Origin of the sequence: Cytobacillus oceanisediminis 2691 (assembly GCF_000294775.2) — a bacterium.
In the GTDB taxonomy this organism is placed as follows: Bacteria; Bacillota; Bacilli; order Bacillales; family Cytobacillaceae; genus Cytobacillus; species Cytobacillus pseudoceanisediminis.
On the sequence record NZ_CP015506.1, the window covers coordinates 3,078,146 to 3,104,154 of the forward strand.

Annotated in this window: 23 protein-coding genes and 2 pseudogenes; 5 read left to right on the forward strand and 20 right to left on the reverse strand. The window is 38.6% G+C overall.

Annotation, left to right across the window (positions count from 1 at the left end):
• Positions 1–8: 8 nt before the first annotated feature.
• The 5 genes from A361_RS15535 to eutB all read right to left on the reverse strand — a co-directional run bounded on the left by A361_RS15535 (position 9) and on the right by eutB (position 6,917).
• Entirely contained in the window at positions 9–1,211 is a 1,203-nt protein-coding gene (locus tag A361_RS15535) for a cystathionine gamma-synthase family protein (protein WP_009334019.1), read from the reverse strand.
• Between the two features lie 14 nt (positions 1,212–1,225).
• Positions 1,226–2,230 carry a cyclodeaminase gene (locus A361_RS15540; protein ID WP_019382096.1) on the reverse strand — a complete coding sequence of 335 codons (1,005 nt, stop codon included), beginning with the start codon at positions 2,228–2,230 and terminating at the stop codon, positions 1,226–1,228.
• 16 nt (positions 2,231–2,246) lie between these two features.
• Positions 2,247–3,434, reverse strand: coding sequence for a M24 family metallopeptidase (locus A361_RS15545; RefSeq protein WP_009334016.1), 1,188 nt, complete (start codon positions 3,432–3,434; stop codon positions 2,247–2,249).
• 371 nt (positions 3,435–3,805) lie between these two features.
• The gene (locus A361_RS15550) at positions 3,806–5,518 is read right to left on the reverse strand and encodes a PucR family transcriptional regulator (RefSeq protein ID WP_019382097.1); all 1,713 of its coding nucleotides are present in this window, start codon (positions 5,516–5,518) and stop codon (positions 3,806–3,808) included.
• A gap of 397 nt (positions 5,519–5,915) precedes the next feature.
• Positions 5,916–6,917, reverse strand: a complete 1,002-nt coding sequence (gene eutB, locus A361_RS15555; protein WP_033196584.1) for a hydroxyectoine utilization dehydratase EutB — start codon at positions 6,915–6,917, stop codon at positions 5,916–5,918.
• Positions 6,918–7,619: 702 nt separating this feature from the next.
• Between eutB and A361_RS30905 the strand changes: the two are divergent.
• Positions 7,620–7,800, forward strand: a pseudogene (locus A361_RS30905) (LysR family transcriptional regulator); the annotation flags it as partial.
• A gap of 300 nt (positions 7,801–8,100) precedes the next feature.
• On the opposite strand, the gene A361_RS15565 reads toward A361_RS30905, so the two are convergent.
• The 9 genes from A361_RS15565 to A361_RS15595 all read right to left on the reverse strand — a co-directional run bounded on the left by A361_RS15565 (position 8,101) and on the right by A361_RS15595 (position 17,651).
• Complete coding sequence (locus A361_RS15565) at positions 8,101–9,864, reverse strand: Rieske (2Fe-2S) protein (RefSeq protein WP_019382100.1); 1,764 nt, start codon at positions 9,862–9,864, stop codon at positions 8,101–8,103.
• 127 nt (positions 9,865–9,991) lie between these two features.
• Positions 9,992–10,120, reverse strand: coding sequence for a hypothetical protein (locus A361_RS31270; RefSeq protein WP_019382101.1), 129 nt, complete (start codon positions 10,118–10,120; stop codon positions 9,992–9,994).
• Positions 10,117–10,299: a hypothetical protein gene (locus tag A361_RS15570; protein WP_019382102.1), complete on the reverse strand. Its 183-nt coding sequence runs from the start codon at positions 10,297–10,299 to the stop codon at positions 10,117–10,119. The genes A361_RS31270 and A361_RS15570 overlap by 4 nt, the downstream gene beginning before the upstream one ends.
• Positions 10,300–11,190: 891 nt before the next feature.
• Positions 11,191–12,168, reverse strand: coding sequence for a sigma-54 interaction domain-containing protein (locus A361_RS31340; protein ID WP_269465760.1), 978 nt, complete (start codon positions 12,166–12,168; stop codon positions 11,191–11,193).
• A 942-nt stretch (positions 12,169–13,110) separates the two neighbouring features.
• On the reverse strand, positions 13,111–13,794 hold the full coding sequence (locus A361_RS15580; protein WP_019382106.1) for an RraA family protein: 684 nt from the start codon (positions 13,792–13,794) through the stop codon (positions 13,111–13,113).
• 119 nt (positions 13,795–13,913) lie between these two features.
• Positions 13,914–14,597, reverse strand: coding sequence for a FadR/GntR family transcriptional regulator (locus A361_RS15585; protein WP_019382107.1), 684 nt, complete (start codon positions 14,595–14,597; stop codon positions 13,914–13,916).
• A 264-nt stretch (positions 14,598–14,861) separates the two neighbouring features.
• Complete coding sequence (locus A361_RS15590; RefSeq protein WP_019382108.1) at positions 14,862–16,286, reverse strand: sodium:solute symporter family protein; 1,425 nt, start codon at positions 16,284–16,286, stop codon at positions 14,862–14,864.
• Position 16,287: 1 nt separating this feature from the next.
• Positions 16,288–16,410, reverse strand: a complete 123-nt coding sequence (locus tag A361_RS31275; RefSeq protein ID WP_019382109.1) for a hypothetical protein — start codon at positions 16,408–16,410, stop codon at positions 16,288–16,290.
• A 44-nt stretch (positions 16,411–16,454) separates the two neighbouring features.
• Entirely contained in the window at positions 16,455–17,651 is a 1,197-nt protein-coding gene (locus A361_RS15595) for an amidohydrolase family protein (RefSeq protein ID WP_019382110.1), read from the reverse strand.
• A 789-nt stretch (positions 17,652–18,440) separates the two neighbouring features.
• On the opposite strand from A361_RS15595, the gene A361_RS15600 reads away from it, so the two are divergent.
• On the forward strand, positions 18,441–18,719 hold the full coding sequence (locus tag A361_RS15600; protein WP_019382111.1) for a hypothetical protein: 279 nt from the start codon (positions 18,441–18,443) through the stop codon (positions 18,717–18,719).
• 876 nt (positions 18,720–19,595) lie between these two features.
• Here A361_RS15600 and A361_RS15605 read toward each other — a convergent pair.
• Entirely contained in the window at positions 19,596–20,111 is a 516-nt protein-coding gene (locus A361_RS15605) for an SRPBCC domain-containing protein (protein WP_019382113.1), read from the reverse strand.
• Between the two features lie 86 nt (positions 20,112–20,197).
• Complete coding sequence (locus A361_RS15610) at positions 20,198–20,524, reverse strand: ArsR/SmtB family transcription factor (protein ID WP_019382114.1); 327 nt, start codon at positions 20,522–20,524, stop codon at positions 20,198–20,200.
• Between the two features lie 295 nt (positions 20,525–20,819).
• Here A361_RS15610 and A361_RS15620 point away from each other — a divergent pair, with 295 nt between their 5' ends.
• Complete coding sequence (locus A361_RS15620; protein ID WP_019382117.1) at positions 20,820–21,779, forward strand: NAD(P)-dependent alcohol dehydrogenase; 960 nt, start codon at positions 20,820–20,822, stop codon at positions 21,777–21,779.
• A gap of 187 nt (positions 21,780–21,966) precedes the next feature.
• On the opposite strand, the gene A361_RS15625 is transcribed toward A361_RS15620, so the two are convergent.
• Positions 21,967–22,830: an SDR family oxidoreductase gene (locus A361_RS15625; RefSeq protein WP_019382118.1), complete on the reverse strand. Its 864-nt coding sequence runs from the start codon at positions 22,828–22,830 to the stop codon at positions 21,967–21,969.
• Positions 22,831–23,031: 201 nt separating this feature from the next.
• On the opposite strand from A361_RS15625, the gene A361_RS15630 reads away from it, so the two are divergent.
• On the forward strand, positions 23,032–23,466 hold the full coding sequence (locus A361_RS15630; RefSeq protein WP_019382119.1) for an Rrf2 family transcriptional regulator: 435 nt from the start codon (positions 23,032–23,034) through the stop codon (positions 23,464–23,466).
• A gap of 459 nt (positions 23,467–23,925) precedes the next feature.
• Here A361_RS15630 and A361_RS31480 read toward each other — a convergent pair whose 3' ends face one another.
• Genes A361_RS31480 through A361_RS31490 form a run of 3 tightly spaced genes read right to left on the reverse strand, consistent with a single transcriptional unit; the run spans position 23,926 to position 24,943 of the window.
• Complete coding sequence (locus A361_RS31480) at positions 23,926–24,357, reverse strand: IS110 family transposase (RefSeq protein WP_019382120.1); 432 nt, start codon at positions 24,355–24,357, stop codon at positions 23,926–23,928.
• Positions 24,358–24,771 (reverse strand): hypothetical protein, encoded by a 414-nt coding sequence (locus tag A361_RS31485; RefSeq protein ID WP_019382121.1) that lies wholly within the window; start codon positions 24,769–24,771, stop codon positions 24,358–24,360. It lies immediately after the preceding gene.
• Positions 24,764–24,943 (reverse strand): transposase, encoded by a 180-nt coding sequence (locus tag A361_RS31490; protein WP_082919384.1) that lies wholly within the window; start codon positions 24,941–24,943, stop codon positions 24,764–24,766. Before A361_RS31490 ends, A361_RS31485 begins: the two co-directional genes overlap by 8 nt.
• Between A361_RS31490 and A361_RS15645 the strand changes: the two are divergent.
• Positions 24,940–25,459 (forward strand): annotated as a pseudogene (locus tag A361_RS15645) (transposase); the annotation flags it as partial. The gene A361_RS31490 and the pseudogene A361_RS15645 sit on opposite strands and share 4 nt — an antisense overlap.
• Positions 25,460–26,009: the final 550 nt, after the last annotated feature.

Consider the following 26,009-nt stretch of genomic DNA (forward strand, 5'->3'; position numbering starts at 1 on the left):
CTAGTAATCTACTTTACCTTCAAAACACTTTCTGCATGGCTAAATGCCTGTTCAAAGTCTGCAATGATGTCCTCAATTTCTTCAATTCCGCAGGAGACACGGATTAACCCTTCCGGAATGCCAACAGCTGCACGCTCCTCAGGCGTACATTCTACATGGCTCGTTGTTCGGGCCGGCCCTACTGTTGTTTCAACAGCTCCGAGGTTTGCAGCGCGGTTGGCAAATTGCAATTTCGGTAGCAAATCACGGACTGTATCTACTCCGCCTTTAACAGCAAAGCTGAGCATCCCACCAAAATCCTTCATTTGTTTTTTGGCAATATGATGGTTTGGATGTGTTTCAATCCCTGGATAATAGACAGATTCCACCATATCTTTTGTCTGCAGGTACTTTGCAAGCTCCATTGCATTTTTACATTGCTGGCGGACACGAAGGTGAAGTGTTTTCATTCCGCGGATCATCAGGTAAGCTGCCATCGGATCCATTGTGGCACCATTGATTTCGCGATAATGATAGATTTTTTCCACAAGTTCATGCGGACCGCAAACGACTCCGCCCAGTGCATCAGCATGCCCGCCGAGGAATTTTGTAGCACTGTGGATAACCAGATCCACACCCAGTGAAATGGGGTTCTGATTCATTGGCGTTGCAAAAGTATTATCCACAATGACGATCGCTCCGGCATCGTGCCCGGCTTTTGCCATGCGCTCAATATCAGTAATCTTGACGGTTGGATTCGTCGGTGTTTCGAGGTAAAGAATTTTGCACCCTTTTGCCACTTCTGCCTCTATTTGCTCGTGATTCCCCGTTTCGCAAAGAACCACATCGATTTGCTGGCGGGGCAGAAATTCCGTAAAAATCTTGTTCGTTCCGCCATATGTGTCCTTCATCGATACAATGCGATCACCCGGCACCAAGAACGTTGATAACGTATTGCTGATTGCAGCCATACCTGTTGAAAAGCTTGTCGCTGCTTCGGCGCCTTCCAGAATTTTCACTTTATCTTCAAATGCCTGTACGGTTGGATTCGTATTTCTTCCATAAATATGTCCCTTTTTCTTTCCAATCGCTACATCATACCACTCATCCATATCATCATATCCATATGCCACACTGAGTACGACCGGCACCTGGGTGGCTCCATGCACCAAATAATCCTTTTCCCCAGCCCATACTGCTTTTGTACCTGCCTGAACATTTTCTTTTACCATACGATCACTCCTTCTCAGTTTTTTATTACCAGTTTTTCGTTCTCAGCCTTCAAGCCGATTTCCCGCTTGACCAATTCACTGTAAGCAAACAGGGCAATGACAGTATCCTGGACTCCTGTACCAGTTAAATCACAAACCGTAATCTCCTCGTCACTTACCCGCCCTCTTAGCCTTCCCGAAGTTAATTGACCCAGTTCGATAACGTGCGATTCATTCGTTAATACTCCTTTGTCAAGGGCGTGATGCAATTCTCCAAGCCTGGCACACTGTGCTTTTGTATCGCATATAAGCTTATCCGCCCGGGCAAGGACTTCTGCTTCAAGCTCCTGCTTATGCTCAGCATCTGATCCCATAGCCGTAATATGAAGTCCGGGATGAAGCCATTCCGCTTTGATCACCGGTTCTTTTGCCGGAGTCGTCGTAATGACCGTATCACTATTACGGACTAAGGCTTCGGCACTCTCAGCCACTTGGACCTCAACCCCCAATTCGGCGGACATATCGGCGGCATATTTTCTCGAACGATCCTCTGACCTGGAATAGACCAGGATTCTTTTATAATCCCGTACGAGTTTGAGTGCCCTTGCCTGGTATCTCGCCTGGCTTCCTGCTCCTATCACGCCTACTGTTTCAATGTTTTTGCGGGAAAGGTAGTTTGCAGCAATCGCTCCCGCTGCGGCTGTCCGTACCTCGGTCAAATAGCCGTTATCCAGCAGGATTGCCTGTGGGATGCCTGTTTGAGTGCTGATCAAGAGCATAAGTCCATTTCCGCTTGGAAGTCCCAGCTTATAATTATTAAAAAATCCGGAAGATACTTTAATCGCAAACATGTCTTCCCCTTTTACATAAGCGGTTTTGACATCCACTTCCCCGTTTTGGTCGTGCAGGTCCACACGCATAATCTGCGGCATGACGGCTTCATCATTTGCAAGTTTCGTAAATCCTGCTTCCACAATAGCAATCGCTTCATTATTCAGTTGCACATACTGTTTAAGTTCCTGCTCTGTAAAAATTAGCATCCTTCCGGTTCACCTCCTAAATTTTTGAAAGTGATGCTTCTTTTATATATAAGTGCCTTGGGAGTTCTGCAAATGTTTCGCATCCATTTTCGGTTACCCTGAATGATTCACTTGCTTCGAAACCGTATTGATCAAGCCAGATACCCGGGATCAAATGGAATGTCATATTGGGCTGAAGGATGGTTTTGTCTCCTTTGCGGATGCTCGCTGTATGCTCACCCCAATCTGGAGGATAGTTCAGACCCATGGAATATCCCAGGCGCGATTCCTTTATAATTCCGCTTTTTTCAATCGATTTTCTCCATGCTTCCTCAATTTCTTCGCAGGCAATCCCTGGCTTAATCATATCCAGACAAGCGTTCAATCCCTCGACAACTACTTCCGAAAGTGATTTAATTTTTTCGGAGGGCTGGCCGATATGGACGGTTCTGGCAAGAGGGGAATGGTAACGCTTATAGCATCCGGCCAGTTCCAGGATCACTAGCTCGCCTGATTTATATCGCTGGTCCGTCCAGGTTAAGTGCGGAGTAGAAGTTCTTTCTCCAGATGGGAGAAGCGGCATGATTGCCGGGTAGTCCCCGCCGAATTCATCCGTTCCTGTTATTTGTGTATGAAAGATTTTCGCTGCCACATCACATTCACGTACGCCTTCATTAACCAGTTCAATTCCCGCTGCCATTGTTTTCTCCACAATTTTAGCTGCTCTTTTCATATACTCGATCTCTGTATCGGACTTTATTATGCGGACCCAGTTTACCAGCAGGGATGCATCCCGGAAACTGGCATTTGGAAGTCCTTTTTTCAGCTGCTCATAACATTTTGCAGTAAAATAATAGTTATCCATCTCAACACCAATGAAACGGTTTTGCTGTCCGATTTGCTTTAAGATTTCTGCCACAAAATCCATTGGATGCCTGGTTTCAGATTGTACATAATCGTCAGGGTAGGGAATAATATTTTCATGATAAAGCCATGTTGTTACTTTGGCTCCATTTGCATCCTGCCCCCTGCCAATCCAGATCGGCTGTTCCTCATCAATGATGATGACAAGCATTTGATGAACATAGAAGGACCATCCGTCGTAACCGGATAAATAATTCATATTAGCGGGATCCGTAATAAGCAATACTTCAATCCCCTCTGCTGCCATTCTTTCTCTTGTTTTCAAGATTCTCTCTTTATACTCTGCTGTTCCAAATGACATGGTGGCGCTCCCTCCTACCAAACCAGTATTTAATTTCTGTTTATAGGTTAATTATAGAGTCAGAGTAAGTAATCTATCATCCGTAAAGTTGTATGAAAATTCAAATTTTATTTTAGTCAAGTTATCGAAAAATTAAGAATTCAAATGATTTAAAAGGTCAGTAAAAATATTGTCTTAAAATATACTAATCGTTATAATGAGTTGCATTTAAATGATAGGAGAGGATGGTTCGTGATTCTCCGGTCAAAGGGAGATCAATAGCTTCAGGGATCCTGGGAAGGACAGAAATCCGAGGTTTATGAAGATCAAAAAAAAAACTGCGGGAGAATCCCTAAAGGATTTTTCCCACAGCTCTCCATTTTTCAATAAAATTAATTTTGACCTGCCATAACGGCATGTTCTCCTATTTTCCAAATTTTTATGCTTAGATCCAAAAGAAATAAATCATCCGGATCAATAAGGGATAAACCAGTCAAAGATTCAATCTTCCTTAGCCGGTACAGCAGGGACTGCCGGTGAAGATTTAGCGATCTCGCTGTCTGACTTACATTTCCATGAAACTGATTATAGGCGATGAAAGTGCCGATCAAATCCATATGCCGCTGCTCATCATATTGTACAAGAGGCTCAATAGTTGACATAATGATTTCTTTCATCTCATTATTGCCGGCCATATTTAATAGCACCCTGTCCACTCTTGTTTGCTCATACATCATTCGCTGTCCGGAACCCTTTTTCCGCCGCCCGATGCTTAAAGCAGTGCTTGCATGACGAAAGCTTTCCCCAAATCCTAAAATTCCTTCAAAAGCATTGCCGATACCCCAGGATATGATAACTTCAGGAAGCAAATTTCCCAGGCGCCGTTCTACAAGATCAAGGAAATTTGTGGCGTTTTCATTTTCCTTTACCCCCGGAGTTTCCAGGAAAATGACAAGCTGTTCACCCTGATAGGTCATCAGCATGTCCTTTTTAAGGGACTGGGCAGCATAGTAGATTTCTTCCTCGATATATTGAATCATGCTTTCAAGCCAATGTTCATATGAATCATAGTCCTGTTTGCGTTTTTGGAATAGTATTTTCATATTTTCCGGATAACCTACAATACACACATATGGGAGTTTAAGATTATATCCCAGCAATTTTGCCCTTGAATCGGCTTGGTCAAGTGATAAGAATTCACCTTTAGAAAGTTCATGGACAAAATCGCTGCGAAGGCGCATTTTTGTCTCTTCAATGGCATTTCTCCTTGAAAGCCAAAGAGCAATCGTAGTTGCAGCATGCTCTAACACGTTAACTCGAAAAAGAGTGAGAAAGGATTCGATTGATTCGGAATCAGGAACCAATACAAAAATATAACCTTGTGGATTGTCGGCTACCTGGAGGACCGGAATCTGAAAAACAAACCGGTTTCCTATCTTAACCATTTGGAACTTTTGAAACATGGGGTCTCCTTTTAATAGAGTGCTTTCTGTCCTTGATGGAAGAATTCCTTGCAGGACATATTTTTTCCACTCCTTTATAAAGGCTTGTGTGTGGATGCTTTTTTTTTGAAGGGTGCCGGATCGGTCTGTAATGGCAATCGGGTAACCAATATGCTTTTCAACGAATTTTGAGATTTCTTTCAGGTCGGTGTTTTTTAGAATGAGCTTAAGAAGCTCCTGCTGAACCTTTTCCGATTTTTCACGTTCTTTATATTCGATATCATTAATCTCTTTCATGACCGATTCGATAATACTGGAAAAGCGGATTTCCCATGGAATCACAATAATAATAAAATTATTCTTTTCGGCCAATTCTATTACCTCAGTGGGAATATCGAAAATGTATCTTCCCAAAGCCACCATCAGGGCGGAAGCGTCGGAGTCGATCACATCCTGAACAAACACTTTAAAAGCTTCAGAGTCATCCCCGCAGCCAATCCCTGTCGTCAATACCGCTTCATTTTTTCGGACAAAGTTTTCCACCGGCATTTCGATGGCTGAAATCCACTGGATATGCCGTTTTTCAGCATATTCCTTTCCCGTAACAATCTTGGCACTATTGAGAATCTTATATTTTAGTACATCTTTAACTGTTAATCTCATGTTGGCTCCCCTCTGAATACCTTAAGATTAGAAAGATCGAAGACTTTTATTATAGGAAACCATATTCAGATAGCAACGTCTACTATTAATTTTACACTTTTCTAGTTTATATTCTATTAATATAATAATTTCAGTATATTTCCATATCATGGGGACCAGTGCTTTACTTTGCCAAAATGGCTCGGGGAAACCTGGATTAGTCATTATATAAAGACTTAAAATATACTAATGCCACCGATTTTTTTACTAAAGCCAAAGCTTTAAGGCTAAGCTTTCTTGAATGCAGCGGCATTAAATAGTGATAACTTCTTTGGCACTTATATTATTAAAATGCCATAACTGGCATCTTTCGGTACCTCCTTCACCCGAATAAACATAATACAATCAATTCAGACATTCATTCCCAATCTTCATTACAGATGGCATACTCTTGAATTACCCGATGAATGACAGAAAGATCGACATTATGCCCGCTGATGATTACAGCAACGTCCCCCTCTTGCCGGGGAATTTTCCCGCCTAAAACCGCTGCAACTCCAGTAGCTGCCGCTCCCTCCATAATCATTCTGTGCTTATCTATCATAAAAGCCATGCTGTATGCAATCTCCTCTTCGGAAATCAGATAAGCGTTATCCATGTATTCTTGAACTATACGGAAGGTGTAGCTGTTATCCTGACCAATTCCGCCCAGCAAGCTGTCAGCAAGAGTCTCACTCTCTTCAAGCAATACCGGTTTCCCTGCTTTTAAACTCTCATACATTACAGCAGATTTTTCCATACAAACACCTGAAACCCTTATCCCCCTGTCATTTGATTTTACCGCAAGCCCAACCCCTGAAAGAAGCCCGCCGCCTGAAAGGGGGACAATCACATCTGTTAGATTCGGAAGCTCCTCCAAAAGTTCCAAACCAATCGTTCCCTGTCCGGCAATCACATAAGGATCATCGAACGGCTGAATCACAGTCAGTCCTTCCTTCCTCTCCAGCTGATAGCATCTTTCCCCGGCGGCATCCTGGCTGTCACCGTAAATTTCTATTTTGGCTCCCAGCCTTTTTAATGAGTCGACCTTAGCTCTAGGGACACGGTTAGATAAGCATACAACTGCCTCAATTCCAAGCTTTTTTGCCACATACGCAACAGCCAGCCCATGGTTTCCCGTTGAATATGTAGCTATGCCCCGTCCTCTCGCTTCAGTGCTTAAACTCAAAATTTTATTCGCTGCCCCTCTGACTTTAAATGCGCCAATTTCTTGAACATTCTCCAGTTTCAAAAAGACCCTCCTGCCCATTTTTTCGGACAGGACTGCTGATTGAATCAATGGAGTCTTATATATCATGGAAGAAATTCGTTTCTTTGCTTCCCAAATATCGCGGATGGAAATATCTTTTCTTCCCTTCATACATTTTGAATGCACCAATGTTTGTTCCCCTCCATAAAAGAGTTTCTTGAATCAATAATAGTTCGATATTTCAGATAATTCAATTGTCCAAAGTGCTTATAAAAGGGGGGATTTTTTCATACAAATTTTATAACACTGTTGAAAACTCTATTAACTTAACCATAGTTAAGGAGTGATTATCAATAAGCTCCATTTTTACTCCATTTTAAATAGGACGCTGTTAGAGCAGTAAGTTATCTTTCCATCATCAATTTTGTCTTTGCTCACATCGCTTACATTAAATCCATAAGATCTATACCATTTCCTGCATTTAAATTCCATAGTTCAATTTCAATCACCATCTTTTTATCAGCATTTTTCTAATTATTAGAGCCTGTCAGTGATGAATGGTTTAATAAATTATAATTTCAATGAAAAAATCCGGTTTTATCTAAAATCGGCTTTTTTCTATGATTTAATAGAAATTGTACTTAGACTCCCTCAGTTCGATACAATTTTCTCACGAATACTCGCTTATTAGCAGGATTTCATCCTCCTATGATTGCATTAAATTGACCTGTAAGGAACAGCTTTTGGACATTTGGCTACTTGAAGACATAGTTAAATAGGAGCGAACCCCACCTTTTACCATATAGTGCACTTTACATCTCCAGGCTTTCCTTCCTAAAAATCTTATGAACTGTGTTTCTCACATGCTCCCATTCACTAGATAAAATAGTTAATACGTCTAGTGATAGTAACCTTTGTTTTCGGCCGCTAGAGCCAAGACTTGAATCTGGCTTAAATATTGTTTGGAAAAAGCATCAGGTTTTTTTCCGCTGCTGCTGAAATGTTTTTAAAAGAATTACAAGGAAAATTTGCAAGTTCATTATCAGATTTATAGGATTATCTACTAAAAAATTATCTGTTATTTATTCACAATCTCCCCCTTGTGGATGCTTTCATAGGGTTTACCTGGGTTATTGACCAGTACATCAATGCGCCAAAAACAGCAACAAATCAACATAAAATATATAAATGCTAACTGTAAGGATATTCCTTCATAAAGAAAAATAACAATAATGGTCTGCTTAAAAATCTTGATCATCGCCTTAGCGAGCTTGCCGGGTAATAGCCTGCTTGCTATCCCGGGCATTGTACGCAGCTTATTACTTTCTCTTAAGCAGGAATTGTCCTCGATTGATCAATCATCTTCAAATAATTTTTCTCCTCGGTGGAGGCGCATGGCAATTTGTGCAGTATGCGGCATTTCTCTAGCAGTTGGGGCATGGCCTGCCAGATAACGTGTTAATGCGAGGATCAATGTTTCCTGTGCATACCCAGCAAACTCGGAATCCTCTTTTTCCCAATGATCATGTTCAATCATTGCTGCTTCATACATTTGAAATGAATGAAACTCTGCATCTTCTCTTAGTAAAGCATGCCCGAGCGTATTGAAGAGTTCACGTTTATCACCGCCGCGTGCCAGGTAATTTACTACCCATCTTGCAGATTCTGCAACCTGTTGCTGTTGATTCATCATCGCCAATAATTCTGAAGGATTCTGCGGTTCAGTTTCCACATTCATTGGTTCCGGCCTTCTTGCAGACGGTGTATTGAGAAAACGATCAAGATACACACTCATTGCCCCATGGAAAACAGCCCGAGTCAATTCAGGTGTAGTAGAGCGGCGTAACGATTCATGTACCGCATGTGCATGAGTAAAAGTATGAAGTACAGTAATCCAATCCCTGAAATCATTTTGTACATGGAAACGGGAAATCCGATCAGCAGCCGCTAAGGTTACGATCTTGGCCAAACGGGAAGGAGTGACGCCGTTTTTAAGGGCATCCAACATCGTATTTACCGTTTTTATAGGGTCCTCTGATAAAATTTGTTCAACCGATACTGCTTCATCGATATCAGCGCCGCCTCGTGATGAGACATTAGCAAGGATATCAGGTAATTCCTGGAACGCCTCCATTAAGGGTTTGACCAGGTTCACAGGTGATTGCCAGCTATGGGATTCTTCACTTCGGGATACATCACCGATCCCAGGTACCAAGGATGACAATACATAGGGCCGGTGCTCAAAACCAATCTGATTTAGGATCTCGAATGCTTTATTATGAAAATCAAGAGTATGACCTGTATCAATATAAAAATGATCCGTGGCAGCTGTCATCATCATGTCAGCAAGCTGCTCGTCCGAAAATCCCAATTCTATCGCGGTCAATAGCACCCGCTCAGCTCCCTGCGAATCCCGCACCTCCACACAATGACGATACCATTCTGATAATTGTTCGAATGATTGGGTATTCTTTTCATTTGATATAGGAAGGGATCCAAGTAAAAAGCGTGTTCCCATTCCGGAACTTTCCCGTGCAACATGAACCAGGCCTTGAAACAGCGCTAATATCTGTCCAGTTTTATCCAATTTAGGCAATATATTTGTCATGGCTGTTAAAATCGTTAACCCAGATCCCCATCCACTCCTTCGATGTGTTGTTCCGAAGTCGACTCCGATCTTTGCAATCTCTGTCGCCGGGAAACCAGCTTCCATCAATCCGACAACCGATTTGGCGATGACAAGACTAATATTTTGCTCAAGGCCGTCACGTAATCGCAGCCTCAATTTTTCGATTGTCACCTTATTAAAAGGAACCGGTTGAACCCAAACCTCACCTTCATTAATCTCGACAGGATAAGTAGGGACATCATCTGCCCATGGATCCAAGGTTCCGCCGCTTTTTATATCAAAGCGGGCATGATGCCAGTGACACGTCAAAATCCCATCACATAGGCTACCTGTATGGAGAGGAAAGCCCATATGCGGGCAACGGTTATCCACCGCATAGACTTGTTTTTCGTAAACAAATACTGCAATTGCATGACTTCCACCTTTAATTACCTTTGCACCTTCATCTTCAAGCGTCTTTAATGAACCTGCATAAATCAATTCTGACAATGGTATCACTCCCCAAAATGAAATTTCAATGGACCCTCTGGATAAGAATAGAGGGCGTACAAAAATGTTATCTACTACTTTATATTATGGATGGAATACAGTAATCCTTCATTAGTGTGGACTTTTCTCATTCAAAAGGCTGATAGATAAACCCTAAAAGAGATGGATTAACTTCGTCGTAGGCAAAGATGCAGCTGAACTGACCGTATGCCAGGTTTTCACCAGCCGTAATAAAGTGAATATTATCTTCCCTCATACGATCAAATGGCGAGCGGTTTCTCTCACAAGTTCATCAAATGTTAAAATGCGCAAACCGTGATTATCTCTTGAAGCGTTTGTTAAATCAAACAACTGATATGCAAAGCCTTCTTTTAGCTTCTGAATTGATTTGGTATAAAAGGTATTTTTTGTTTTGTTCCATACTTCATCGATCACTTGAATGGCCGTAACCTTTTGTTTTCTTGCTTATCATAACCTGAAGAACGGATGGAGTCCCTTACCGATGAAGGAATAAATTGTTGAATTTGTTCTTCCCATAACCACTTTGACTGATAACCTGTTAACATAATCATTAAAAATAGTAAAAACCTTTTTAAAGCCATAATCTCCAATTCTGAATTTTTTCCACTGAGAAATAGGGCTTAGGTGAAAGCAAATTAGCGTTAATCCTTCTTAATGTTAACTATGATATAATTTAAAAAACGCCCAATCCTAAGTATACCAAGGGTTTTGACATTTTTATCCAAGTTTATTTAAGTGTTAATTTGTATTATACGAACAATAGTTATGTTAATGAGATCGTTTTTACTACTTATTCTTGTGAGGTGTTTCATTTGTCTATATCAAGGCAGCATGAATATTATGAAAAAAATTAGACGAATTATTTATGCCCGACTATGTGGTTAAATATGTTGACGCTAAACAAGACATTCGGTCCCCTCTCACCCTTTTTAATTATGTAAGGGATTATAGAGACTTTTTCAACTGGCTTATTGCTGAAGGTATTGTCCAATGCGAATCGGTTAAAGATATAAAACCAGAATATCTTGAATACATATCTTTTACAGCTTTACTTGTATGACAAGCTTGTTACCCGTCTTTAGTTAAAAATATAATGTTTTAAAGAAAAAATCTACATAGAATAGTAATTCATAAAAATGCTATGTGGATTATTCGGTGCTTGGTTGTTAACCATTTCCGATATTAGATCAGTCATACTTTTTTATCGCCGTTGACTTAGGGGCACATAAAAAAACAGCAGCCTAGAGGCTCCTGTCAGCAAGCAATATCTAAAAATTTATGATTCTTAATCCTTCTTTATATCTGTCATGAAGTTGACCAAATTACCCTTAAAGGGGGAATATTAATAGAAACAACATTTAACCTATAATATAAATCTTGCCTAAAATTTCCCTCTTTTATTTTTTCCATTAAATTTTGATTTGTTGCAGCAATAATTCTTGTATCCACTTTTTTAGCCTTAGTTCCACCGATAGGAATAAATTCTTGTTGTTGCACTGCACGCAATAACTTCACTTGTAGTTCAACTGGAAGCTCTCCAAGTTCATCAAGTAAAATAGTGCCCTTATCAGCCATCTCAAACAATCCTAGTTTTCCTGCTTTTCTTGCACCAGTAAAAGAACCTTGTTCATAACCAAAAAGTTCTGATTCTAAAAGGTCCTTAGGAATTGCACCACAATTAATCTTAATAAAAGGTTGATTTTTCCTTCTGCTTGTTTGATGAACCATATTCGCAATAAATTCCTTACCTACTCCCGTCTCTCCCGTAATTAAAACGTTTGAATCAACACTCGAGATTCTATATATAAGTTCATATATATTTTTCATTGCTGAACTTTTAGTGTAAATATGATCTTTATTTTTTTCTAATAAATTTATCTTCATTTCTAAAGAATATCTTTCTTCCATCTTTTTATAATGATTAATTTGTTGCTCTAACTTATTTAAATCAGTAGTATCTCGTACATTAGTTACTACCATGTAGACATTACCATTATTATCAAAAACAGGATTTCCGGTTACCAATAATTCTTTTCCAGTATTTAACTTTTGATTTATACTTTTTCTCTTTTTATCCTTAAGTACATCTAACGAAACTGCATGTGATACTACTCCATCTTTCACTAACTTACCAACATGTTTACCAATTAGATAAGTAGGTTGTAAACCAGATATTCTCTCATAGGCCTGATTTACATATATACATACACCTTTGTTATCCGTGACAAAAATTCCATCGTATAAAGAATCGAAAATATTAACTATAAAATCCTCTATAATCATATTACTGTTCAACCTTTTTTAATCCCCTTCCGTCTTTTTAAAAAAGTTAGATTATCCAATAAATATAGTTCTATTAATTCATAATATTAGCTATCTAAAAACATAATGCATAGTCATTATCTTCAAAAACCAATATCTTTGCTTTTTTTACCGAGAGATTCATCTAGTGTAGTCATACTTTCCTTCTGTCTCATCGCTTGTTTTATTCTTTTCTTCCACTTGTTGAAGCGATGTCTAACCTAAAGATTACGGGTTTTAATCTAGATTTCAAGCATATTAGAATAGTAGGTAAAGGGATAAATGAAAGAACGATTTCCATCTCTAATACACTGTTTTTTAAAAAGCTTTTTTTATTTCATAAAACCGCCAAAAGATACCTATTTGGCTTTAAAATGTAATTATTGTAAAAGTGCATGATGATTCAAAGATACTGCTTGCCGAAGAGGAAAGTAAAGCCTCATATGTTTAGGTATTACTTTTTCCGTGTGTTAATGGTAACAAATTAATGATATTGTCAGCTATAGTAGAGCCCGCCTTATCCATTTAAAAAAGGCTAGAAGATCGACGTATGTCTTTTCTAGCCTTTTTGCGGTATTAATTTACTTTAATAACAATCTTCCCAAAATGCTCTCTATTATCCAAAGTCACTTGAGCACTTGCTATTTCTTCTAAAGCATATACGACATGTACTTGGGGTTTAAGCTTTCCTCTCCATACATGTCTGTAACTTGTAAGAAGTCTTCCCAATTACCCATTAGAGCTCCTAACACTTGTCTATGCCAGTGATAGATTTATTAACAGCTCTATTTGCTAAAAAATAGAGCTGTCTTTAATGGCAGCGGGATTTTAAAGTAATTTTTGAAAAGTGGTATTGCAAGACTCATGTTACACATTTTAATAATGGTAAAGATAGTTAAAATAGTTCTAACCTAGAAGTTGAATCTAATTTTTATTGGAAAGGCCTTTTCGTTCTAAAATTTCGTCAATCATTTTATTTTTCCAAGTGCCTTTATCTTGCATTTCTTTCATTATTTGTTGTTCCTTCTGTATGACAAGTTTGGTTTGTTTTAGCACATCCTCAGCATCCTCTTTTGGAATCACTACTATCCCATCATCATCCCCAACAATTATATCTCCAGGGCAAACAGGTACATTTCCACAACTAATAATGGTATTGATTTCTCCGGACCCTTCCTTCAAGGGTCCCCTAGGAGTTGCACCCCTAGCAAAAACAGGAAAATCCATGTTATATATTGCTAAGCTATCCCTAATAGGTGTACTAGTTACTATACCTGAAATTCCTTTAAGTTTAGCGTAGGTACAGATTAATTCGCCTACAAGAGCATTCTCATGGCCTCCAAATGCGTCTATTACAAGAACATCTCCTGGCTGTGCAAGCTCTATAGCCTTGTAAACCATTACATTATCAGTTGGATGAACACGAATAGTAATAGCATTTCCAACCAGATGAACACCGAGTTTGTTCATGGATTTTATAGTATAATCCATTGATCGAAGTCGCCCCATTACATCCCCAATATTGGCAGTTGCTAGTGCTTCGAAATTTTTCACAAATTTTTCTGGTAATCTCTCAAAATTTTCGATAATTCTTAAACCTAGTGACATAATATTTCCTCCTTCCATGATTAAACTATGCTTTTAAAGTAACTTCTAAATATTTTAGTAATTAGAATCTCATGCTTTTACTTATCCATCGCTAATTTTTCAAAAAAACCTTATGAAAATTAAGTTGTATGACTTTCATCATGATATTGATTTAAAATACTGGCCATAGCCTCTTCAGCCCTTGTTTTATCTTGTTGAACAATTGCTTCATACAACTTTTGATGACTTTCAATAACTCTTTCTCTTCTTGCCTTAACAATCTCTTTCTCCTCAAGTAAAATAGATGTAATTGGCTTAATCCAGGTAGAGAAAAGAATGTTTTGAGTTGCTTCCGCTAAATAAATGTGAAAATTCATATCATTCTCAAGAAACAAGTTGGTATCACTAATATATCTTTTCATGTTTTTTAGAGCAGACTCTAATAACGCAATATCTCGGTCTGTTCTTCTTTTAGCAGCAAGACCTGCAATAGTTATTTCAAGTACTTCCCGAGCTTCCATTAAGTATCTATTCTCAACATTGTATAGCTTGAGAATAAGTTCAATGTTTTCATAATTTTTTTCAAGAATATCATTGGTGACAAATGTGCCTTTTCCCTGGATTACTTGGATTAACCCTTTGTCCTGTAGAGCCTTTATCGCATCACGAATTGTTGTTCTGCTAACTTCAAATTCCTCACATAATTCTGTTTCAGTTGGAAGTTTATCGCCTTTTTTAATCTGACCACTAATTATTAATTCTTCTATTTGATGTGCAATATGTTTATATAATGCTTGATTACTTACTTTTTTATAAACTTTCAATTTTGTAGCCCCTTTTTTCATTATCTTATAAAATAATTATACGCGTTATTTAATTGTAGTATCTTTCTTTTATGTTTTTTTTATTTCCTTTATTTCATTGGATACAGATTATTAATCAAGTCTTATTAATGCAGTTTAGAGGATAAATTTAAAACAGCTTTATTTTCCTAAAGGATCTTTCTATTCTATTACGGTAACTCGCATACTAATTATTACTAAGATCTAATAAAAGGAGATTATAAAAAAAAACCAATTATTATTTACCTATACAAAATTATGAAAGTTCTTTTTTTCAACATCGTTTGTTTTCGTCAATAGAGATACAGAGAAAAATAAAATGGTTGCTACAATTAGCCCAGGAAAACTCTCATGAAATACTGAAACTATATTATTACTCTTCAAAATGTAGAATATTACTGTAGTTGTAAGTCCTCCAAGCATAGCCGCATAAGTACCAATCTTAGTAGCTTTTTTCCAGAACAATCCTATATAAAGGGGTAATAATATCGTAGCTCCCATCAGACCTTGAGAAAGTGATTGTAGTTGTGCTATCAAAGGTAAATCACGCAGTGACATCGCTATAGCCATTATGATAGTTAATATACCAAAAGCTAGTGTTGCAAAACGTGCAAATCTAAGAATACTTTCCGAAGTCTTTTCTGGTCCTAATTTTGCATATATATCTTCTGCAGCATAAGTCCCCATAATATTTAACAATGAGTCAACTGAGGATTGAATGGATGCGATAAGCAGAATTAATCCAACAGCTCCAATTATTCCTCCTAATTCACTTTGGAGTAGGGTAGGGTATGCTAAATCACCTAATGAACCAGGAGGAAGTAAATGAAATGCACCCAAACCAATAATAAGGACACAAGTATAGAAGAGTGCTGTTAATGTCCCCCCATATGCCGCCATTTTTCGTGCAACATATTTATCGGGAACTGAATAAAAACGCTGTAAATAAATTGATTGCGCCATTACTCCAGGTACCCAGACAAAAATCCAAGCAAAAGCCAGTACCCATCCCCCTTCAACTGGGCCTGAGAAAACACCCATTGTTTCTGGTACAACAAACAAATCTAAACCTACCTTATTAATTATCATAAAGGTAATAACAAGAACTCCAACTCCCATACAAATTGCCTGAATCATATCAGTTTTAACAACTGAGGTCATCCCACCTAATACTACATATACTGTAAGCACTAACCCAACCATAATGATGGACCAAATTAAAGGAACTCCTGTAACTGCTTCTAACACCAGTCCTGCTGAATATAGTTGAATGGTTACAGCGACCCCACTTAAAAAAATAATAGCTATTGTTGAAAACAATCGTAGTTTATAATCACCGTACCTCTGCTCAATTATTTCAGGAACTGTATACACGTTTAGCTTTGATAATTTAGAAGCCAACAGAGTGAAAATTACAGTTACTATGGCAATTGGGATTGTTAAATATGTAATAAAAGAGTAACCATATAAAGATGTAAATCCTGTAAATCCTACTACCGCAACACCTGATTGAAATGTAGCTAACCAGGTTGCCACTGCATACGGCGTGGATAATCTTCTACCTGCAACTGCAAAGCCGGCTCTATCTTCGGTGCGGTCATATCCTTTAATGCCAATTATCAACATAACTAAACTGTACACTCCAAAAACTGCCAGCCATTTCCATTCCATCTTAATTCTCCTCCTTGATTTGAGAGGTTCTTCTATCTCTCCAATTGAGGTAGTGGGCAAGGGTTATTGAAGTAATAATCAACCCATAAAATATTCCGAATGCAATAATTATACTTCCTTCCATTCTACTTCCCCTTTCCATTATTACTTATCGTTTTAGTTGTAAATTTATAGAGGTAAGTGAATATTATTTGGATCAAATACTTTCCCCTCTTTAATAACGATTTCCACTTTTTCTAATGCATATGGATCATCTAATGGATTTCCTCCTAATATAACAATATCTGCAATTTTATTAGGCTCAACGGTACCGATTTTATCTTCCCATCCAAGAGCTTCTGCAGCCCAACTTGTACAAGCCAATAAACTTTTCATAGGATCCATACCTTCACGTCTTAGCAGTTCTACCTCCTCTGCATAGTTACCAACACTATCCGTTCCATTAACTATTTTCACTCCAGCTTTAATTGCTGCTCGAACTGAATTGACTTGTGCTTCTGCCAACGGAGTATGGTCTTTTACCCATTCGGTTCCCCTACTATATTTAGGGTTTAGGGTTTGCTTATGATAAGCACTAAATGTAGGAGTAAGATAAATTCCTTTTTCAACCATTAAACTAGCTAGTTCATCATTTAGATAAATTCCATGGTCAATAACGTCAATTCCAGCTTCTATTACATTGCGTAAAGCAATTTCTCCCATACAATGGCAGGCAGTTCTTTTCCCCCATTTATGTGCTTCTTCAAAAGCTGCAGATAGCTCCTCAAAGGTAAACTCTGCCCGTGTTTTTTGATCTCCTGGCATTGGCCATGGATCATGGCTTGCCATCACCTTTACAAAATCCGCACCAAGGTTCATTTGTTCTCTTGCAGCTTTACGAACAGCATCAGGACCATCCGCTATACTATTCAAAACAGCAGCATGTCCCCCCGTACAAGAAATAGGTTTATTACATGCCATAACACGGGGACCTGGTATTTCACCGGTCTCAACTTTATCACGAAGATATAAAGCGATTGAATGCATTGAACCCATTTCTCTCACGGTAGTAAATCCGCTTCTTAATCCCTTTAAAAGTGTCTTTACACCAAAAATGGTAAGTCCCTGGATACTCTCCTTTTCCATAAAGTGCATTGGATTTCCTAGCGCTTCTCTATATGTTAAATGTTCATGCATGTTAATCAGACCCGGCATAATTGTTTTTCCGGATACATCTATGATTTTAATGGCATTACTATCAAACTCAATGTCTTCCATACGACCGACTTTTTCAATATATTTACCGTTCAAAAGAATGGCAGTATTATTTTCTGGAGTATTTCCACTCCCATCAATTAATGTTCCGCCTTTAAGAATAATTTTCATGTTAAAATACACCTCTCTTTTTAAAATTTATTCACAGTGTTTTATAGAGTTAAATATATAATTCAACACAAAAAACCTCCAATCAAAAAATTCGTATGATGATTATACGTATAATCATCATACGAATTAAATATAAAATAGTCAACTTAATTTTCTGAATAATAGTAATAAATAAAAATTATTCTTTATTAAACTCTAGATATTTTCACTCAGAATCAAAAAAATTCATTCAAAAATGGATTGATATTCAAAATTCATGCTGATTTTGTCGTATACACCTATGCCGTGCACACAATAAAAAAGCCAAACTTCAGCAAAAGGTTAGCTTTGGTAAGAAGATAAAGAAATGTATAAATAATTTAAGCTGGTATCAATAACTTAGTGTGGCCTGGCGTCAAACCTTTTTTAATTCTTACATAGAATTATTTTCGTTGTCTGTGAAACTATGTGAATTTTCATAAATATAAGCATAATTGGCGTTGCTGTAATTGTTTGACTTTTTCAGTATTATTTTGGTACCGCTATGTAGCCCTATGTCCACTGAGATTATGCTTTGTTCAATATTATTTAGAACAACGGGAAGAGATCATAACCGTTCTCCTATCTTGCTATGTAAAGCAGCTGGTACAAGTTAGCCGCTTTTAGGTACATATTGCATTATGCTTTTACGAGTAACACTCACATCGGACCTTCCACATAGTAATAATTAAGCTCTCCGTAGTCCTTGCGTGTTTTATAGTGATTCCACCAGAGACGTCCTTACATTCAAGCAATAAGAGGGCATTATTATTGCTTATCACCGTTCGATTTGCTCGAAAAATAGGTCCACATATATATGACTCTTTGAGTTTAACTTGTGATGCTGTAGATTGGTTGAAAGGCTTTGTGGTTGAAGTGAATGAAATGAAAGAGGGTAAGCCCTCTTTTTTTGCTCAGAAAGTAATAGGGATTATCGGGGCATCGAACCTCAAAAAGCCCAACGCTCCCTTGCTGCACATGAACCGCTGCCAGCCGGTGCTGCTTCCTTCGGAATCCATTCGCACCGGGGCGCTCGAACTAAGTTTTTAAATGACCTACGGCATCGAACCCTTGACCATTAGATGGTCTCAAGCCTTACAGCCTGAACGACCACCTCGCTTGGACGGAAAGAGTTCCTTCTTTGTTCCCCTCATTAATATGATTTGGATTATGACAGCCGGAACGGCTGGGGTGAGCCGAAAGAAATGGGCAAAGCCAAGTATGCTAAGGGACAGTAAAGAAACAAAAAGCGTTTTCTAACTGTCCCTAAGTCATTGTGCTTCACTCCATTTCTAACGACAAAGCGCATAATTTAAAAGTCATTTTTAAATGTAACGCTTTTAATAGACCAATAAAAATTCTTGGTATCAAAAGTGTTCGCAAAAGTATCGATGAGTCGACAGACGTTCATAAATTAACTTTGGACTTAGTCGAACATAGAAATAGGTGTTTTTTGCATAGAAAATTTCCCGTTAGTAAGAGTGTACTTTTTCGAAGGAGTTGACAGTACCTATTTTGAACCACTCTAAATGAACATTTCCAAAGGTATCATTTCTACATTTCATCATGTTGAAATAAGAACTACTTATTATGAACAGTTTTTCTTAAGAACAAAACTGCCTCAAGGCGGCTGGTAAACCAAGAGGTTATTTTTTGTTCAAACTCCATTTTCCTTCATTACATGAATGCTGCCCCGTTTGCTCAAAAAAAAAGCCACCTGGTTCGAATTACGAATTCTTACCCTATAGTGGATTTCCATCCACTATAGGGTAAGATCTTGGCTCGTTCCAAAATCTGACCCCGTTAAAAAAAGAAGTTTCGCAAAATGGGTCTTAATTCATAAAAAAGCGTTAATCCTTCTTGGATCAACGCCTTGTTAATTTATAAATTTTCAGCCAATCTTGCCTTCTAAATGTTCAATTTATGTTACTTGATCTCGTTCAAATGTTCTTCCAGACGATTCCAAGTATCTGTAATGCCCTGCAGCATACCCATTTCCATTACGGACTGGAGCGCCTCTGCGGATACATATTCTCCACGGTTAATTAATTTCGTTTTGCCGTCCACATCCACAAATTCCAGAGTCACTTCTGTAGATGGCATTTCCTCATTAATAGTCCCTTCAGCATCGGAAAAATAGTCCGTATAGCTGATGCTCTCCGGCTCGCTAATTTCCTTGTATATCCCCTTGCCCCAGGATTCCATGCCATAGAATTGGCCCTGATTCCGATCAACACACTTCATGCAATAATGCCATACTCCTCCAGGTCTGAAGTCAACGCTGCAAACCGGGAGCTCCCAACCTCTTGGACCCCACCAATGTTTCAGGTGTTCCGGCTCTTTAAACATTTTAAAGACAAGCTCACGCGGTGCATCGAATACGCGTTCCAATACCAGCACTCGTTCATCTTCAACTCTTGAAAGCATTGCATTATTTGACATTGTTACTCCTCCATTAGAAGCTGTATTTGTAAAACCGTTTGTAACTGAAGAGACAGATTTGTTGAGCTTACTCCATTTTAATGCCATCAATTCAAAGGTTTTTTGCCCTGCAATACGTTAAGGTAATCATCCAGCCTATCCATCCTGCCTTCCCATAAGCGACGATAGGAATCAAGCCACCTATCCAGTTCTTGAAACGGTTCAGGCCTGATTTTATAAATCCGGCGGTTGGCGATCGGCTGAACCTCCACGAGGCCAGCATCACAAAGAACGCGAAGATGCTTGGAGGTTTGAGGCTGGTTCAAATCAAGTTTTTTGGCGATATCCCCCACCGGAAGCGCTCCCTCCAGCAGCAGGTCAATGATATACAGGCGGTTGGGCTCAGCCAGTGCACTGAAAATTTGCCCGTTCATGTTGAATCATCTCCCCGTGTGATTGTGTTCACTTTTCCCATTTCAATTGTAGATCCCACCCCCGCTTCCTTATTGTAACTTTCCTTAAGAATAATATACAGCATCAGGAATATTCCCGTAAAGGAATATTATAAACAATTTTAAAAATAGGCAATATCGGCCTATGAAGGCCATTTTCAACTGCAAAAGAAGGATTATAGTCTTGAATATTTCCTCCCAGAATAGAATTAAAAGATATAATTTTAAATCTATGCGTTACCTGGAAAATTAGGAGGGATTTTTTCTGAAAGCAATCATGTATCAAAAATACGGATCTCCAGAAAATCTTAGATTGACAGATATAGATATACCAGTTCCCAAGGATCATGAAGTACTCGTCAAGGTCCACGCAGCATCTGTGAATTATGGGAACCTTGTCCTTTTAAAAGGAAAACCATACCTGGCACGCTTTGCCTACGGTCTTCTAAAACCAAAGCATACAATACCAGGTGGTGACATTGCAGGACAAGTGGAAGCAGTGGGCAAAGACGTCACACAGTTTCAGCCAGGAGATAATGTGTTCGGAGATCTCTCTGGCTGCGGGTGGGGCGGTTTTGCTGAATATGTATCTGTCCCTGAAAAGGGCCTGGCCATAAAACCAGCAAATATTTCCTTCGAGGAGGCTGCCGCAGTACCTATGGCGGGAGTCACAGCACTGCAGGCCTTAAGGAATAAAGGGAACATTCAAGCAGGACAGAAGGTCTTGATTTATGGGGCCTCAGGCGGTGTAGGAACGTTCGCCGTACAAATTGCCAAATCATTTGGTGCTGAGGTTACCGGTATATGCAGTACAAGAAATTTAGACATTTTGCATACACTTGGAGCAGATCATGCCATTGATTATAAAAAAGAGGATTTCTCCAAAAGGACAGAGAAGTATGACCTGATTCTGGCTGTTAACGGATATCAGCCCATTTCAGCTTATAAGCGTGCTTTAAAATCGAATGGAACTTATGTGCTTGCCGGAGGTTCAGGAGCACAATTTACACAGGCAATGGTCCTGGGCCCGTGGATTTCTTTAACAGGGAATAAAAAAATGAGCAGCATGTTGCAGAGGCAAAATCAGGAAGATCTATTTTATTTGAGCGAACTTCTTGAAGCCGGGAAAGTAAAGTCGGTCATTGATCGGTCATTTAAATTAAGTGAAGCGGAAAAAGCTTTCAGATATTTTGAAGAAGGTCATGCTCAAGGAAAAGTGATCATTACGATTGTATAAGATCACTAGCGGTTGGGATTTAAGTGTGTTTACGTGTGGGGGAGGAGAAGTAGCCCTTACCCCGCCCCCGCTTATTAAAAATAGTGAGTTTATGGACAATCCTACAAAGCAGTCTAATTATCATTGAGCAAGTGCTTATTCTGCAAAAAGAACCAACTTTATGTCGGTTCTTTTTTGGTCATTTTATTTATGAAATTGTATTAACAAGTTGGTTCAGTGCATCGTCAATCGGAGTAACTGGACGACCAAGAACTTTCTCAAAATCATTGCTTTTAACTTCTAATGAACCGTTCCTAATGCTCTCTTGAATTCCTACTACAATCGGAAGAACAAAATCAGGTAAACCTAAGCCTTTCATGATCTCTGCATATTTTTCGTCACTAACTTGCTGGACAGGTATTTCTTTACCCAATACATTTCCAAGAGCAGATGCCAATTCCTCTTGAGTTAAAAGAGGACCAGAAAGTTCATATACAGTATTTTCGTGACCGTTTCCAAGAAGAACTGCTGCCGCTGCATCTGCGTAATCTTGTTGCAGTGCCCAGCCTACTTTACCTTCTCCAGCAGAAGTTACCCATGGAGCTCCTGCAATAGCACCTTGAATGCTTCCGATTTCGTTTTCCAAATACCAATTGTTACGCAAGAAAGAATATGGGATACCCGTCTTAATGATGGCTGCTTCTGTCGCAACATGAGGTGGAGCCATTAAATTATTGCTTTCTGTTGCATTGGCTAAACTTGTGTATGCAATAAATTTTATCCCTGCACGGTCAGCTGCTTGGACAGCATTAGCATGTTGTTGGATTCTTGTTTCATTGTCACCATCGGAAGAAATAATTAATAATCGGTCAATCCCTTCAAAAGACTTATCTAATGTTTCTGGATGGTCAAAATCCCCTTGACGAACTTCCACTCCACGAGTACGAAGTCCTTCTGCTTTCTCTGGATTTCGGACACTCACCACCAGATCACTTGCAGGTACTGATTTCAATAAAGATTCTACAACCTTAGAACCTAATTTCCCTGTTGCTCCAGTAACTAAAATTTTCATTAATATCCCCTCCAGTTGAGTTTTATCTGTAACAATATTGATTACATGTATTTATTTTAATTACATGTAACCGATTTGTCAACATGTGAAACAATATATATTATTTTGTTCGTATTTTGGTATAATAAACTTGTAATCAAATTAATTACATGATTAAGGAAAAATTATATAAGTATTAGATTATAGGGGTGGTGACTAAACATGTCCATCAGCAGCCGATTTGCAGTCGGAATTCATATATTGGCTCTAATTGAATTAAATAAGGAAGGAGTAACATCTTCTGAATTTTTAGCTACAAGTGTTAACACGAACCCAGCCGTTATAAGAAAACTAATGGGAATGCTTAAAAGAGCTGGTTTAATAGAGGTAAACCCAGGAATTGCAGGTGCTAAACTTGCAAAGGAATTATCTTCTATCACACTGTTCGACGTTTATAAGGCAGTAAATGTTGTAAATGAGAAAGAATTGTTTAGCATACATGAAAGTCCACATCCTGATTGTCCCGTAGGCAGGAACATCCAGAATACAATTGAACCATTATTCATAACAGCACAATTGGCAATGGAGAAGGTTTTAAGAAATGTTACAATTGAAGATGTTGTAAGGGACATTGCTAATAAAGAAAATATCAGTTAGAAAAGACATTCCAAAGGTATGTCTTTTCTCTTTCTTATTCAACTAACCTCCCTCAAAAAACAAACACTTATCTCTTTAATACGCGGTTTTTCTCAATATCGCTATCCAGCTTGTTTAACTTTATAAATTTGATCCGTACGAAAAGAACACAATCAAGCAGTTCAAGAAGAAAATGAGCGCAAGAAACTAGCCAACCTTCAGTTAATTTCCAAAAAGTTGGATATTAGGGGTTTGTACGCACCAATGGATATCCACATATCTTATGGGGGTCTACCCTCCCAAGTCTCACAGAGTCTACGCCCCTACATTCCTTCGTTCAACCTTTCCATAAGGTGGATGTCGGTCATGCTGCCCTACAGGATCTAGGTCCTTACGTTAGTTGCGTTGCCGACTAATCCCATGCTGATCTTGTCTGTTTAACTGTCTGAATCTATTTGTTAAAAGTCAGTTTGATAGTGATTATGCTGCTATTGGCTCTTGAATAAATGCATGCATATGGGGGATATCCTTTAACATCTTCTCTTCCTGGAACACAAACTGTTTCTTCCCAATAGAAAAGAGAATGCGTATAAGCTTATTACACAAAGCAATTAAAGACTGCATCTTTTTCGACGGATTGTCAGGTCTTGTTGTGTAATAATGATGTAGAGCTTTAAAGGCTTTATTCTTCGCTACTAGAATCATAGATGCCCGAAATAATAAGGCTCGTAATTTCTTTCGACCCCGTTTCGTAATTTTCGTTCTTCCTTTACGCTTTCCTGATGTATTTTCTTTTAAGCTGAGTCCTGCCAGCTTGGTTATTTGACGAGGATGATTATACTCCCTTAAATCTCCTACTTCAGCGAAGAAACCCGCCACTGTATCGCGTCCAATTCCTGTTATGTCTAACATTTAATCAACGCCTGGAATATCCTGAAGGAGTGTATCTAGAGTATGGTCAAGCTCTTCGAACTTGGCTTGAATGAGTTCATACTTTTGTATTAACGCTCTTAATTCCATTTTAGCCATCATGGCGCCCTGACGAATGCCAATCGACCGATTGGCTGCTTCCTTTAAGGCCTGAATCTTCTTTATGCCTATACTACGTTTCACTGCTTCCCTAAGGTATTCTAGTAATTCTACGTCTGTATATCTCACCAATTCATCCGGTAATGCTTCAAGCTTTAATAAATGAAGAGCTGCCTTTCCTTCCCAACTTTTAAAAACGGTAAAGAACTCTGGAAAGTATCGATCAATCCAGTTGTGTACCTGTCCCTGCACAATTTGTAAGTCTACATTTAATAAATCGCGTAATTTCTTAGCCACACGTAGTTCCGCTAGTCGGAGAGTTATCGTCTAACTCCTTACTATTCTTTACATGTAAGGGGTTAACTGTTACGAACTTAATCTGTTCCTCTTTTAAAATATGAGCTGAAATAAGCCAATAATGCCCTGTAGGCTCCATTCCAGTAATGACAGAATCCATTTCGAGAGTCATTTTTGAGTCTTGGTATGTATATAAACATTATTCTTCAATACAAAGAGCACCTATCCAAGTTAGAGTCAGAGATAGATGCCCTCGCTAAAGGAAGAATATAATATTATCAAATCTATCCCTGGTGTCGGTGAAAAGATCGCTGCAACGATCATTTCAGAAATTGGGGAGATAGATCGATTTATTGATCCTAAAAAGCTTGTAGCTTTCGCTGGAGTTAATCCTAGTGTATTCGAATCTGGTAAGTATACAGCCGCCAGAAACCGAATCACGAAAAGAGGATCCAGCAGGCTTCGTCACGCCTTATATATGGCTGTTCACTGTGCAATTCGTGACTGTCGTAAGAGTAAAAAAAGCGATGAAATTATTCCTCGAAATAAGAAATTACGAGAGTTCTTTGATAAAAAACGTGAAGAAGGAAAACCTTTTAAGGTAGCTGTAATTGCTTGTGTAAATAAGCTCCTACCCTGGATATTTGCCCTTTTAAAAAGCAAAACAACTTTCCAAGATATAGCTTAAAACCAAATTAACTAAATATCACAAAACCTTCCAACAACAGATAATGGAAGGTTATTTGGCATGCACATTTTTAGTAATATTTTAAGTTTTTATTGAAATATATTGACAAACTATTAGCTGGTTTAGTCGAAGAAGAAAAAAGATCTGCCGATCCACACTGGATCTTCAACTCTTGCACCCGATCGTAATATAAGGTTAGCCAGATAATTCTGGTTGACCTTTTTATGTTGGGTCTTAATATATAACGGTAGTCGGGGTAGAACGTAAACATGTTTCAGGCAGGATGGGACAACTATCCCGTTTAACAAGCGAACCTATGATATTACAAGAAGCATTAGGGGATATCGACAAATTGAGTTTTAGGAGGACAAAAGCATGAATCCAGTCATTGGCCTGGATGTGTTAATTCTCTTATCTCTCATCGTGCCAAAAGTTTAAGTCTGCCTAAGGTAAAAACAGATGCAATTGTTGCCTATCACCTTTGTGAGATGTTTTATAACTTACCATTTAAGTGCAGCCTCTTTTTCATTTCATCCCATTTAATCTGCTG